This is a genomic window from Glaciimonas immobilis, from assembly GCF_011947285.1.
GTDB lineage: Bacteria > Pseudomonadota > Gammaproteobacteria > Burkholderiales > Burkholderiaceae_D > Glaciimonas > Glaciimonas immobilis.
Map to the genome: position 1 here is coordinate 170,229 of NZ_JAAOZT010000012.1, position 13,427 is coordinate 183,655.

The window sequence follows — 13,427 nt, forward strand, 5'->3', positions numbered from 1 at the left end:
CTACCCACATGAATTTATGGCTGATCCTGGTTGCGTTCGTCGTCGGTGTGATGATAGGCGCGGTCGGTATCGGCGGATTACTGCTAGTTCCGGCGATTGCTTTTCTGGCCCATCTGCCCGTTCAGACGGCGATGGCGACGGCGCTCCTGAGCTTTATTTTTACAGGGGTTCTGGGGACGTTTCTGTTCCATCAACGCGGCAGTATCGATTGGTATATCGCTAGACCCGTCTGCACAGGTGCGGCAATCTCAGGATTTTTCGGGGCATGGGCTAATTCGCGCATAGATCCGCATACGCTCATTTTTCTGTTGGCAAGCGTGATCGCAGTGGCAGGAGTCAACACCGCGATGCCGCGCTCAATAGAAAGGCCTCCGGTATTTTCAAGCAATCCGGGGCGGCAACAGATTCTCTTATTTTGGATTGGGGCAGTATGCGGCTTTGGCTCCGGGTTGACAGGGGTCGGCGGCCCCGCATTATCGGTGCCAATGTTGCTACTGTTTGGATTTTCTCCGCTCAGTGCGATTGGCGCGAGTCAGGTGATCCAGATCCTGGCGGCAATCTCGGGAACGCTAGGGAACCTCCGCTATGGCACGATCGACTTCCAGCTTGCGGCAGTATTAATTATTGTTGAATTGCTCGGCGTCCATCTGGGTGTGCGCATCGTTCACGCGTTGAACCCACGCACCTTACGCAGCGCTGTTGCCATTTTTTGTGTGTTGGTCAGCGCTGGCCTTATCTTGCGTTCGCTCAATATCGTCTAACGTGCTCAGGAAATAGTTTTGTAATAAAGATTTTGTGGATGGTTCGCTTGCGCAAAAAAGAACCAGCGCTCGGCCAGTAAGCCAGCGTATTGAATCACAAAAATAGTGCAGAACAAGGCCGCCGATACGGTACTCCTACCGAGAACCAGCAATAGCAATAGCAGCGGAAGGATAAAGGTAAACACCAAAAAAAACCATTTGACTGAGCGCAAAATATGCGGGGTCTTGCCATGAAAGAATTCTCGGGTGTTGAATGATCCACCCATAAATCCCTGCGATTTCTGTACGATACGTGGATGGTGTATTCCCAATGCAGTTTGTAACGACGACTTCGGTTTCAGTCTTTTATTCCGAACCAGTGAGGCGGAACGGACTGCCAGCGCGCTTGCTGTCAGCAAGATTGCAGCGGCGGCAAAGGTCCTCGTGAGGTCAGGTTCAACGAACGCGGCCACTGCGGTCGCCAGCGAGCATCCTGACGCGCATCCTAGCAAAAAATAATTCATCAGCGTCAACGGGCTGGCCCATTCTTGCAGGAAGCGGATACATGCGTAAATCATACCAGTGCAAATGAACAGTGCAACACAGACCACGGCAGTAACTGCACCTACCGCTAACGACATGTCCCACTGCGCAAAATGCGCGTAACCATAAACGATTAATAGCGCCATGAAAATCGGTAACACGATGACTTCACGTGACAACCATGAGGTGCGCCACATTGCGGCTGCGCGCCAGGCGCGTTCAGGATGGCCGAGATGGAAAAACGACGCAATCAGTCCCAGGCCACTCAATAGCAATGCAATCAAACTACCCGAGACAAAGAGCGCAACGCTGTTTTCAATGCGAATAAGTTGTAGTCTGCTAGCAAGCTCAACTACGTACAGCGCTAAAAAAAGACCCTGGCCAGCACCAATAAGAGTAGTCAGAAAGATGACGGAAGCAGCGGGATTCATCAGATATACTCCGAAAAACCCGGCCTTTGGGCCGGGAGCGAAAGACATCAACTGCGCAGCAATCGATGCCCTTCAGGTGAAAGAATATTCCACACTACTTTGTGGCTGCACAAGCGAAACATAATTTACCAGACTTGCCGTCATTCACCGGTCTATCAATCACTTTTTTACCAGCTCACAGTATCGTCTAGCGACGGTGACGGGATCGAGGATTTCGGCAACCTCTCGTCGATTCTGATGGGATTATCCACCCGCATGATTTGATCCTCGCGCAGATTCGGCTCGGTCCGGCGGCGCGGCAAATAGTGATTTGATGGCTTGGTGCCCCATTCCGGCATGAGTGCATAGCCGCCGCGCTCTCGTATCGCGACGGACACTGTGGAGTCAGGGTCGTGAATATCGCCGAACAAGCGTGCGCTGGTGGGACATGCCATGACGCAGGCCGGTTGTCGGTCTGCTATTGGTAGTGCCGGATTATCGATCCTGTCTGCGCACAGCGTGCACTTGGTCATTTCCTGCCGTTTTTCATCGAGTTCACGTACGCCGTATGGACAGGCCCACGCGCAATAGCCACAGCCGATACACTTGTCATAGTCAACCAGCACGATACCATCGGACTTGCGTTTGTAGCTTGCTCCGGTAGGACATACCGGGACGCATGGCGGCTCTTCGCAATGCAGGCATGACTTAGGAAAATGGATGGTCTCGGTAGTCGGAAACTCACCTACTTCGAAGGTCTGCACACGGTTGAAGAACGTGCCAGTGGGGTTCTCATCGTAGGGGCGCTCGTCGGCCAGATACCCGGCACTGCCGGAGGTGTTCCAGGATTTGCAGCTTGTCACGCAGGCTTGGCAGCCAACGCAGACGTTCAGGTCTATTACAAGGGCCAACTGGGTCACGATTATTCTCCATCTGATGGTTAAATGGGTCGTCGTAGCAATCTTCGCTGCTTTCGGCGTAGCTGCTGCTACCGTCGATCAACATCGGCGGTATGCGCCTAGTATTTTTTCGGTGGCACGTCCCGTCCGGCGACATACGCCTGCCAGACCCGACGCAGGGTTTTAGTTCCTGGCAGCGGCGCTACGAGCGAAAATTGTGGTGATGTTTCCTTGGGCTCTTCCGGTCCCGCCTTGTAAATGCGCACCTTGACGTCGTACCAGCCCGCCTGCCCGGTGACCGGGTCAGAATTCGAATACACGTGCCCGCCCTCATCCGGTGGAAGCTCCTCTGACAGCAGATGGTTGAGCAAAAATCCTTTGCGTGATTCGTTCGCATTCGGACCAAGATTCCAGGCACCGGCGGCCTTGCCAATCGCGTTCCAGGTCCATACCGTGCCCGGTTCGACCGCTTCGCTGAACCGGCACATGCAGCGCACTTTTCCCCATACCGATTCGACCCACATCCAGTCGCCATCCGCGATGCCTTGGGCTTGCGCTACCAATGGATTGACATACAAGTAGTTGTGGGTGTGAATCTGCCGCAACCACGCATTCTGTGAATCCCACGAGTGATACATTGCCATCGGTCGTTGGGTTACCGCATTAAGGGGAAATTTGGTCGTATCGGAGGCCTGCCCTTCGAGTGGTTCGAAATAAAAAGGCAGAGGATCGAAATGTGTTTCGATACGCTTGCGTAAATGGTCCGGGGGTTGTTTTCCCGGACGCTTGCCTTGCGCCGCTAATCGAAATTTTTGCAACACTTCGGAGTAAATATGAATCAAGATCGGGTCCGCGTCACGCCGCATGCGCACGCTCTTCGACCAGTCCATGTAACCCTTATTCCAGTTACGCATGTATTGATAAGAAGCTGGTAATTCGTGATGGAAAAAACAGTTATTTTTGGCATACATTTCCCACTGCTTTGGGTTCGGTTCACCACAAATCGATTTATCACCATCTTTGCCGCGCCAACCGGCCAGGAAGCCGATGCCCGAGCCGGGCGCGGTCTCATAATTAACCACAAAATCAGGATAGTTTTTAAACTTGCGCGATCCGTCGGGGTGAACAAACGCGGGCAGTTTAAGACGGCCTCCCAACTCTATAATGACTTCCTGAAACGGTCTGCATTCGCCTAGCGGTGCCACCACCGGAATCCGTACCGCATCAACCGGGCCATCAAACTCTGAAATGGGCCGGTCAAGAATCGACATGACATCATGCCGTTCTAAATAGGTTGTATCGGGCAGAATCAGGTCAGCAAAGGCCGTCATTTCGGATTGAAACGCGTCACAGACCACGAGAAACGGAATCTTGAATTCGCCGTCTTCGGATCGGTCATTGAGCATCTTTCTTACTTCGCCCGTGTTCATACTTGAATTCCACGCCATGTTGGCCATAAAAATAAGCAATGTGTCGATCTTATACGGGTCTCCGCGCCAGGCATTGGTAATGACGTTATGCATCAACCCGTGCACCGAGAGCGGATGCTCCCAGGAAAATGCTTTGTCGATACGCACCGGCTTTCCGTCCGCATCAACAGCAAGGTCGTTCGGGTCTGCAGGAAAGCCCAGCGGCATTCCCTCCAGCACAGAATTTGGTTTAACGTCCTGCGGACCGCGCGGTGGCTTGGCGATCGGCGGGATGGCACGCGGAAAAGGCGCTTTGTGGCGGAATCCGCCGGGCCGGTCTATCGTTCCCAGCAGACTCATCAAAATGGCCAGCGCCCGCACGGTTTGAAAGCCATTAGAGTGCGCCGCAAGGCCCCGCATTGCATGGAAGGCAACCGGGTTGCCGGTGACGCTGGTGTGTTCTTTACCCCAGGAATCAGTCCAGGAAATCGGCAACTGAATCTTGTGATCTCGCGCAGTAACGCCCATTTCATGGGCTAGCCGATAAATCGTTTCCGCAGGAATGCCGGTAATCTCCGAGGCCCACTCCGGGGTGTACTGCTTAACCCGATCAATCAATAACTGAAACGCGGGTTTAACAACGGTGCCGTCTGCCAGTGCAAATTCACCGCGCAAACAGGGGTCTGCTCCCGGCGTATGGGTGGGGACGATTTTGTCGGACAGGCGATCCCACCAGAATTTATTATGCGGATAATCGGGATTAATGGGGTCCGACTCCGGGTCCATCGCAAACATTCCGAAATCGTCATCTCCGTCTTGTTGATTGACCAATTGTCCGGCGTTGCTGTAACGCGCCAGAAATTCACGGTCGTACAGACCTTTTTCAATGATTTCATTAATTAGGGCCAACAGCAGTGCGCCATCGGTCCCAGGCTTGATCGGTATCCACTCGTCGGCGACAGCAGAATAACCGGTACGCACCGGATTGATGGAGATAAACCTGGCGCCGTTACGTTTGAATTTGGAAATCGCGATCTTAAGCGGGTTGGAATGATGGTCCTCTGCGGTGCCGATCATCACAAAGAGTTTGGCATGGTCCAAATCAGGGCCGCCGAACTCCCAAAAAGATCCGCCGATCGTATAGATCATCCCGGCTGCCATGTTGACGGAACAGAATCCACCATGCGCGGCATAATTTGGCGTACCAAATTGCTTGGCAAACAAGCCCGTCAACGCCTGCATCTGATCGCGTCCGGTAAACAACGCGAACTTTTTCGGATCAGTCGCGCGTATCCCCGCCAAACGGGTCTCTAATAAACTATAGGCTTGCTCCCAGCTGATCTCGTCGAATTCACTTTTGCCACGATCCGATCCGGCACGACGCAATAGCGGCACTGTCAGCCTTGCGGGAGATTGCTGCTTCATGATGCCAGATGCGCCCTTGGCACAAATCACCCCTTTGTTCAGAGGATGCTCAGGGTTGCCATCAATGTACCGAATATTCCCGTCACGCAAATGGACCCGAATGCCGCAACGGCACGCACACATATAACATGTCGTCGTTTTAATTTCGAGACCGGCGATATTTTCTGACAAGATATTTGATTCAGGGGATGACTCCGACATTGATGTCTCCGGTATGAGTTTTAAAACTAATTAACCGCTGCCCTCGCACACAGAAGCGCTGCGCCGCTACCAAGTCCCTATGCAAATGTAGTGCCACGTCTACACAATCGTTCTTTGCTCTAATCGAAGACAGCGCACTTCTCCCGTTCACTTAGTTAGTTCACACCACGCTTCACACGGTAGCGACGTTGGTGCATCGGCATCGCTATCTGCGTGGCGATCGGATGATTCAAATTGCTATCAGGTTTCAAAACGACACATTCTAAAGTTTCAAAACGAAACAACAAGCGAGTTTCGAAATGACACGCGCCGAGGTTTCAGAATGAAACACCTTGATATTAATAGGAGGCGAATAGGTGAAGAATGAAGCCGACAGCATCCGGCAGAAGTATCAGAAATTTTGAAAAAGCCCGGGGAAGCAAGGTCAGACCGGAAAGCTAAATTGGGCAGGCACGAACTATGCTCAAGCTGAAGGAGCGATGTTATTCGCAAACCTACGATCATCGATATCCCAACTTTGAAAGATAGCTGCCATGGCACGTAACGCATTCGAATGGACCGAAACCCCGCAATTTCCACCCACGCATTATGTGGATACTGCCATCTACACTAACGACCAGTTGTTCCGCGAAGAGCAACAGAAGATTTTTAATAAATGCTGGATCATTGCCTGTCATGAATCTGAATTGCCAAATGCCTTTGACTATCGCACCTTCAATCATCCCGGTGGCGCGCCGCTGATCGTGGTGCGCGGGGAGGACATGCAAATACGCAGTTTTTATAATATTTGTCCGCACCGCGGTAACACCCTGTTGTATGACCCGGTTGGGAACGCCAAACGCATCACGTGTATTTTTCATGCATGGTCGTTCAATACCACTGGCGATTGCATTGATATCTCTCGTGGCAAACAAGGGTATCAGGAACGCTTTGGGTGCGAAAAAGCGGGACTGCGGGAGGTAAAAACCGGCGTCGCGTGCGGGGGCTTTGTATGGGTCAATACTGACGATGATTGCTGTTCGCTAAAAGAGTATATCGGTGATGCCATGGAACTACTCGACGGGCATCTCGATGCACCGCTTGAGGTATTCCACTATCACAAGGCGATTGTCAATACCAACTACAAGCTTTGGCATGACACCAACAGCGAGTTTTATCATGACTACATGCATTACTTCAATCGTATAACCGGGATGATTCAACCCGGCTATTTTGATCGCAAGTACACCGGCTACCCCAACGGCCATGCATCGGTCGGATCAATGGCAATCAAATATGACGCCTACGAAGGTAGCAAACAACGTGGTGTCGGATGGCCGGGCCTGGCCCCGGGCGGATGGGTGCTGATCGACATGTTTCCTGGCATGACATACAACCTGAGAACCTCAGTATTACGCATGGATACGGCGATTCCCCTTGGTCCAAACAAACTCCTTATCGAATTTCGCGGTCTGGGACTAAAGAGCGATACTCCCGAAGAACGCGCCGAGCGGGTGCGGGACCACAATCAGATTTGGGGACCGTTCGGCCGCAATTTACATGAAGATCTTCTTGGCGTACACGGACAGGGGCTGGCGATGCGAGAAGGCACCGATAGCAAATGGGTTATTCATGGTCGGGAAGAGAACATGACCATTCACGATGAAGGTGGCATGCGTCATTTCTACGCGGAGTGGAGCAAGCGCATGGGCCGGCTGGCTAGCGCACCCTTCGACGAAACGACTCTGACCTAGCCTTATTACACCTAGCAATCCAGACCAACCCTTTAGCGAGCGAGAAATCCTGTGGATTCCAGAACAGAAATTACGGAGCTAATTTATAAGACCTGCCTTCGCATGGATGCGAAGGATTTTGATGGTTATCTTGCGCTGTGCGATCCAGCGTTTCACTATGCCATCACCGCTTTCAGCCCTGAGATCCGCAAGAGCATGACCTGGCTGGAGCACGATCACGCGGGGATGGTAACGCTATTCGGAAATCTGCCCAAACATAACAGCGATCATTCGCTGCTAAGCCGCCATGCCACCGTCTATACCATCGAAGAACTGAACGGGGGAGAAACGGCGAAGGTAACCAGTGCTCTGCAAGTGTTCCGGACCACGCTCGATGGCGGGGCAACAGAATTGTTTGCGGTGGGAAAAATGACGGATACGGTTCGTTTGTCCGCCGTTGGCGCCAGGCTACTGGACCGTAACATTCACCTCGAAACTCGCATGATTGGCTTCGGGTTTCACATTCCATTTTAATCACATGCTTTCGGCGGTCATATGAAAATTCAGGTGAATGCAAGGAATCATGCACACTATTTTGCGACCGATCCGGGAGAGAACATTCTCTATGGCGGCTTGAGCAAATCGGTCGATTTACCCTACGAGTGCGGCAGCGGCACATGCGGGACGTGCAAGGCGCGGTTGATCTCTGGCGAATTGTTCGACAATTGGCCAAATTCACCCGGCCGCAAATATATTAAGTCTGCAGATGAATTTTTGATGTGCCAATGCAGCGCTGTTTCCGACATTGTTATTGAAGTTCCGGCCTTTGTTCACACTATTGAAGTCGGTACTTGTACACCCGATTTTTTGGGGGGCCGTATCAAGGCGGTGAGTCTGCTGACGCATGACGTTATGGCGATTTCAATTGAGCTATGGGAGCCAGTTGACTTCGACGCCGGTCAGTTTTATCTGGTGCACGTTCCAGGAGTCGAGGGCTTTCGCGCATGGTCAATGGTCAACTACCAGCGTCACGCTACAACGCTCGATTTTGTAATAAAGAAAAAACCTGAGGGTGCGCTCAGTGACTGGCTTTTTAGTAAGTCACGGGAAGGGGTTGAAGTGGAGGTATTTGGACCACTGGGAAAAGCAACCTTCCACCCTGACATCGCACAAAATCTACTTTGCATCGCTGGCGGCAGCGGGATTGCCGGCATGATGTCTATCCTGTCGCGGGCTGCGCAGTGCGACTATTTTACGCGCTATACCGGCGATGTTTTCTTTGGTGTGCGTAGCGCCACCGATGCATTTTATCTGGATGAATTTGCGTCCCTGTGCAGTCAATTTCCTGAGACTTTACACATCACGGTCGCCTTGTCTGAGGAGGAAGCCTCAGCGTCAATAGTGGCCGACTATCCGCAACTTCGATTTGAAAAAGGATTTGTGCATGAAGTCGCCGGTCGCAACATGCAAGGGCGCTACCAAGATGTGCGCGCCTATCTGGCTGGGCCGCCTCCTGCCGTCGATGCGTCGATCCGCATGTTGCTCCAGGCCCGTGTCGCAACCAATAACATTCGCTACGATAAATTTAGCTAGGAGCCATGATATGCGGAAAGTCCATGTTTGTAGCTCACGCGATATTCCGTCGAACGGGATGAAGACGTTTGACCTGAAAAACGGGATCAAGGTACTGGTAGCCAATGCTGGCACCCAATATTACGCCTATCAGGGAATTTGCCCACATCAGGAAGTGTGTCTGGATGAGGGATTTTATGATGGGTCGGTCCTCACCTGCCATCAGCACCTTTGGCAATGGGACATTACGACTGGGGCCGCAGTTGGTCTGGCGGAAGCTCCTCTGGAAGCGTATGAAGTTGCAGTCGAGGATGACCAAGTGTTTGTGATCCAGGCCAGCGCACTCCAGACAGCGACATTATTTGGCAGTATTTCGGCCAGCACTATGGAACGACTTAACCAGATTGCGCGCCAGGAACATCATCGTGCAGGTAGCACACTGTACGGTATTGGCGACACTACAGACGATGTCTATATTCTTGAATCAGGCAAAGTCGATTTTTTGATCGGTCGCGATGATCACACTAGCGCTGCTGGCTTTGTGTTGCACAAGGGCGAGGTATTTGGCTGGGCCGCGCTGCTTGATCGCCATCCGCGCCGTATCGCCAAAGCGGAATGTCTGGAGGATTCGGTGTTGATCCGCATTAACGGTGCCCAAGTGCTGGATATTTTGGCGCAAGATCCCACGTCCGGTTATCTGGTCATGCGACAGCTCGCCAATATGATTACGCGTCATCTCACCATCCCAAAGGCAAAGTAAGTGGCAACAATAATGTTTGTATTAATTAGTAATCTGGATGTAGAAAACGCTTAAACAGTTAGACGACAACGCTATAAAAATGCTGCGCTAACGTCACCTTTCGTCTGAGGGGTGAAAAACAGAACTAGGACTGACGCAAAATCGTCCCAGCTAAAGGCTAGTTGAGCCTGCCGACGAATACAGTATGCCAATCTGGCTAAAAGCAGCACGGCGCTGAGGCAATTTTGCGTAAGTCCTAAAAAACAGAAGGAGACAAACATGAAGAGCAAGAGAAATTGCTGGGCCCATGCCTTGCGCTGTTCGGTGATGGTGGCACTCTTTGGCCTTCAGGGGGCGGCCGTCACCGCCACTGCAGGCGAACTGGAATACGGCAAGATTGGCGAACCCGTCCATCTGGTTATCGGTTATCAGCCCTATTACACAGAAAGTTGGTCCGGCGTAGTCATGCGCGGAAAAAAAATGTACGAAAAATACCTTCCTAAAGGTTCCACAGTCGAATTTTCTGTCGGCCTTCAAGGGGCGGTGATCGTTAATGCAATGCTTGCTGGTAAGCAGCATATTGGTTACCTCGGTGATATGCCCGCCATCATTACCGTCACCAAACAAGAAGTTGCCGATATACGCATCGTCGCAACGCTGGGACAAGGTACTGATCAATGTAATATTTTCCTGGCACGTTCGGACGCGCCACAATTTGGCAGTCAAAAAGAAGCCATCAAATGGCTAAGTGGCAAGCAAGTCGCCGTGGCAAAAGGTAGTTGTGCAGACCGTTTTGGTCAGGCTGTCTTTAAGCAGGAAAATATCGAACCGGCGGCATATCTGAACCAGAACATTGAGGTCATCACCAGCGGATTTCGGGCTGGCAAGCTAAATGCCGCGGTGATCTGGGAACCAACTGCATCGCGCCTGGTGCAGGAAGGGCTGGCGAAACGCATCGCTTCCGGCAACGCTATCAATGAAAAGGACAGTGCGTATTTAACGATGCGTTATGACCTGATCAAGCAACGCCCCGATGTGGTCAACGGCTGGCTAAATGCAGAATTGGATGCGCAGATATTTTTGGCCGATCCGAAAAATGCGCAGGAGGTAGCCCAGATGGCAAAGGAGCAAACCACCGGTTTTTCAGAAAAAATGTTGTGGTCGTCGATGTATGGAAGGTATCCCGACGCCGTTGGTGGTGGCCCTATACGTTTGACTCTGCCATACGCTATCACGCCATCGATCATGACCATGATTAGTAGTGCGGCGACATTTCTATATTCGGTCAAGAGTATCAATGTCCCCACTCTTCGTCCCGAGGCGGTCATGCCGCAGTTCGCTGATGCGGTGATGAAAGAACGCGGACTTACCGTACCTATTGGCACCGTCAATGCTTTGCCAGAATCAGCATATAAAGGCAAACCCTGATTTGTTGAAGCGGATGTAAAAGGCCTTCCCATGGGCGTGTTCTGACCTTAGGCCAGATGCGCTCAGGGATGCTGCGTGCCTCGTCATGGGGTTCCACACCTACCTTCCTGGAAAACACATGGAACAAATCAGCACCTTATTGAGACGCACGATGCCGTTTCAAATGGTCACGCCCGGCTTGTTGTCCGCCATCGCGCGATTTTCAAAATGGCAGTTATTTGCGCGGGGGGACGTGATTTATCAAGTGGGCGACCAGCCCGACGATATCTTTGTGATTTCTGCAGGTAAGGTACAGCACACGTTACCCCCCAGTGATGGCACGTCGCGGCCTTTGGAAAAGACCATGCTTTCAGGCGATGTATTCGGATGGGCAGCTGTGCTGGATAATCAGTCCGGACGACTAGCCGAAACGGTGTGTACCGAGCGCACAGAGGTCTTGAGAATTGACGGAAAAAAGCTACTTGACCTGTTTGCCGGCACACCGGACACCGGCGATGTGGTGATGAGTCGCTTCGCTACCATGATCACCAAAGAGTTCAACGCCTCTTCGACCGTGGCAGCCAAAGTACATCATTACCCGCATCACCACCCTTCCAGTGGCCCTGGCGCTGGCGCCACCGCGCCAACAATGCCCACCGGTTTGACCTTAACCATGTTTCGCGCATCACAATGGCTAAAAAGTCCTAAGCCCTACCTGATGCTGCTGGGATTCACCATCTTTCTAGGCCTGTGGTATCTGACGGTAGAGGTCTGGAAATTACCGCGCTTCAGGGATATGCCCGGACTCACTGTGGTAGTGAAAGAAATGTTCAGCAAGGACCCAACCTACGGCCTCTCTCTGTATACGCCGGAATACTATGAACACATCTGGGTCAGCGTGCGCCGCGTTGCGATTGCATTTGTGCTGGCCACTGTACTTGGTGTTCCACTCGGTTTGTTTTTAGGATGGTCGCGTAATTTCAGAGAATATATATTTCCTTTGTTTGAGACGTTACGTCCTATTCCAATTCTAGCCTGGGTACCACTCGCTATCCTGATGTTCAGCGGTTCCGAAACACCCGTCATTTTCTTGACCTTTCTCGCATCTTTTTTTGCCACCGGGCTAAACACCATGCTGGGGGTTGAGTCAATAGATGAATCCTATAGTCGGGCGGCCTTGTGTCTCGGTGCCTCCAAGTGGCAGGTATTCAAGGAAGTCGTCATACCCGGCGCAATGCCGTTCATTTTTACCGGGCTGCAAATTTCAGTCGGGGTCGCCTGGTTCTCCCTCGTCGCCGGAGAGATGGTGTCTGGACAATTCGGGCTTGGCTACGTCATTAATACCTCCTACACAATGGTCCGCTATCCAACGATCGTGATTGGCATGATTACCCTAGGTGCGGTGGGTTACACCACCAGCGCTTTCGTTCGATTGATAGGCGATTACATGATGCAGTGGCGCGTGCGTGAACTAGCATTGGGAGGAAGATAAATGAGTACGATATTAATGCCGCCACAAGCATCAACGCGACCTCAGATACAAACCGCTTCCCGAGGCGCTATCCGAATCGAAGACGTGGTAAAGATCTACGATCCAGACGGTGCGTCCGTCATGGCGGTGGACCATTGCTCGCTTGATATACCTGCGGGTGAAATCTGTATGATCGTGGGTCCGTCGGGCTGCGGAAAAACGACTCTGCTCAATGCTATTGCCGGGTTTCATAGTATCTCGTCAGGCAAGATTTTTCTTGATGGCGAGATGCTGTGCGGCCCCAAAAAACCGCAGGCAGAACCCGGCTCCGACCGCATCGTCGTATTTCAGAATGGGGCGCTATTTCCCTGGAAATCGAACCTGGAGAACGTCGCCTTTGGCCCCCTGATGCAACGGAAAATGCCGAAGAAAGAAATTTACGAAAAGGCCCGCAGCATGATGGCCGACGCCGGGCTGAGCGGCACTGAGCACAACTTTCCGGGCGAAGTGTCATCTGGTTTGCGTCGCCGCGTGGAGATCGTCAGGGCGCTAATGAATGACCCCAAAGTGCTGCTATTTGACGAACCTTATCGTGCCCTCGATTCTCTTACCAAATCGGTCATGCATGAGGCACTGCTAGAGATTTATTACAAGAACAAGGTGACCATATTTTTTATCACCCACGATCTCGAAGAAGCAATCTTTCTTGGACATCGGCTGGTGATCATGACCTCGCGCCCTTGCCGCCCTAAAAAAATTCTCAATGTCGATATCCCGCATCCCCGTGATTACGGGGTGCTGACAAGTTTGCGCTTCCGCCAGTTGATGGAAGAAACCATTGAGGTGGTCCACGAAGAAGCTAAGAAGTCTTTTGCCGCTGGCGAGAAAGAAGGGTGACT

The 13,427-nt window shown here is 52.0% G+C and carries 11 protein-coding genes; 8 read left to right on the forward strand and 3 right to left on the reverse strand.

Translation table 11 applies throughout. The annotated features are described in order from the left end of the window. Positions 1-8 precede the first annotated feature (8 nt). A complete protein-coding gene (locus HAV38_RS17890) occupies positions 9-761 on the forward strand; it encodes a sulfite exporter TauE/SafE family protein (RefSeq protein WP_168056740.1) in 753 nt (250 codons plus the stop codon). Positions 762-766: 5 nt separating this feature from the next. Here HAV38_RS17890 and HAV38_RS17895 read toward each other — a convergent pair whose 3' ends face one another. From HAV38_RS17895 to HAV38_RS17905, 3 genes are all read right to left on the reverse strand, one after another. Further along, positions 767-1,714 (reverse strand): dimethyl sulfoxide reductase anchor subunit family protein, encoded by a 948-nt coding sequence (locus HAV38_RS17895; RefSeq protein ID WP_168056741.1) that lies wholly within the window; start codon positions 1,712-1,714, stop codon positions 767-769. A gap of 167 nt (positions 1,715-1,881) precedes the next feature. Next, a complete protein-coding gene (locus HAV38_RS17900; protein ID WP_168056742.1) occupies positions 1,882-2,613 on the reverse strand; it encodes a 4Fe-4S dicluster domain-containing protein in 732 nt (243 codons plus the stop codon). Between the two features lie 98 nt (positions 2,614-2,711). Continuing rightward, on the reverse strand, positions 2,712-5,627 hold the full coding sequence (locus tag HAV38_RS17905; RefSeq protein ID WP_168056743.1) for a molybdopterin oxidoreductase family protein: 2,916 nt from the start codon (positions 5,625-5,627) through the stop codon (positions 2,712-2,714). A 533-nt stretch (positions 5,628-6,160) separates the two neighbouring features. On the opposite strand from HAV38_RS17905, the gene HAV38_RS17910 reads away from it, so the two are divergent. From HAV38_RS17910 to HAV38_RS17940, 7 genes are all read left to right on the forward strand, one after another. Continuing rightward, the gene (locus HAV38_RS17910; RefSeq protein WP_168056744.1) at positions 6,161-7,360 is read left to right on the forward strand and encodes an aromatic ring-hydroxylating oxygenase subunit alpha; all 1,200 of its coding nucleotides are present in this window, start codon (positions 6,161-6,163) and stop codon (positions 7,358-7,360) included. A 51-nt stretch (positions 7,361-7,411) separates the two neighbouring features. Then, positions 7,412-7,873, forward strand: coding sequence for a nuclear transport factor 2 family protein (locus HAV38_RS17915; RefSeq protein ID WP_168056745.1), 462 nt, complete (start codon positions 7,412-7,414; stop codon positions 7,871-7,873). Between the two features lie 21 nt (positions 7,874-7,894). After that, positions 7,895-8,932, forward strand: a complete 1,038-nt coding sequence (locus HAV38_RS17920; RefSeq protein ID WP_168056746.1) for a 2Fe-2S iron-sulfur cluster-binding protein — start codon at positions 7,895-7,897, stop codon at positions 8,930-8,932. A 10-nt stretch (positions 8,933-8,942) separates the two neighbouring features. Then, the gene (locus HAV38_RS17925) at positions 8,943-9,671 is read left to right on the forward strand and encodes a cyclic nucleotide-binding domain-containing protein (protein ID WP_168056747.1); all 729 of its coding nucleotides are present in this window, start codon (positions 8,943-8,945) and stop codon (positions 9,669-9,671) included. Positions 9,672-9,929: 258 nt separating this feature from the next. Then, positions 9,930-11,078 carry an ABC transporter substrate-binding protein gene (locus tag HAV38_RS17930; protein ID WP_245182435.1) on the forward strand — a complete coding sequence of 383 codons (1,149 nt, stop codon included), beginning with the start codon at positions 9,930-9,932 and terminating at the stop codon, positions 11,076-11,078. 118 nt (positions 11,079-11,196) lie between these two features. After that, complete coding sequence (locus HAV38_RS17935; RefSeq protein ID WP_168056748.1) at positions 11,197-12,549, forward strand: ABC transporter permease subunit; 1,353 nt, start codon at positions 11,197-11,199, stop codon at positions 12,547-12,549. Then, positions 12,550-13,425, forward strand: coding sequence for an ABC transporter ATP-binding protein (locus HAV38_RS17940; RefSeq protein WP_245182436.1), 876 nt, complete (start codon positions 12,550-12,552; stop codon positions 13,423-13,425). It abuts the gene before it with no gap. The last annotated feature ends 2 nt before the right edge of the window (positions 13,426-13,427 follow it).

Bases quoted from the DNA above. Each gene is read 5' to 3' on its own strand.
- HAV38_RS17940 (WP_245182436.1), top strand. From the start codon at position 12,550: ATGAGTACGATATTAATGCCGCCACAAGCATCAACGCGACCTCAGATA.
- HAV38_RS17935 (WP_168056748.1), top strand. From the start codon at position 11,197: ATGGAACAAATCAGCACCTTATTGAGACGCACGATGCCGTTTCAAATG.
- HAV38_RS17895 (WP_168056741.1), bottom strand. From the start codon at position 1,714: ATGAATCCCGCTGCTTCCGTCATCTTTCTGACTACTCTTATTGGTGCT.
- HAV38_RS17905 (WP_168056743.1), bottom strand. From the start codon at position 5,627: ATGTCGGAGTCATCCCCTGAATCAAATATCTTGTCAGAAAATATCGCC.
- HAV38_RS17910 (WP_168056744.1), top strand. From the start codon at position 6,161: ATGGCACGTAACGCATTCGAATGGACCGAAACCCCGCAATTTCCACCC.
- HAV38_RS17890 (WP_168056740.1), top strand. From the start codon at position 9: ATGAATTTATGGCTGATCCTGGTTGCGTTCGTCGTCGGTGTGATGATA.
- HAV38_RS17920 (WP_168056746.1), top strand. From the start codon at position 7,895: ATGAAAATTCAGGTGAATGCAAGGAATCATGCACACTATTTTGCGACC.
- HAV38_RS17930 (WP_245182435.1), top strand. From the start codon at position 9,930: ATGAAGAGCAAGAGAAATTGCTGGGCCCATGCCTTGCGCTGTTCGGTG.
- HAV38_RS17925 (WP_168056747.1), top strand. From the start codon at position 8,943: ATGCGGAAAGTCCATGTTTGTAGCTCACGCGATATTCCGTCGAACGGG.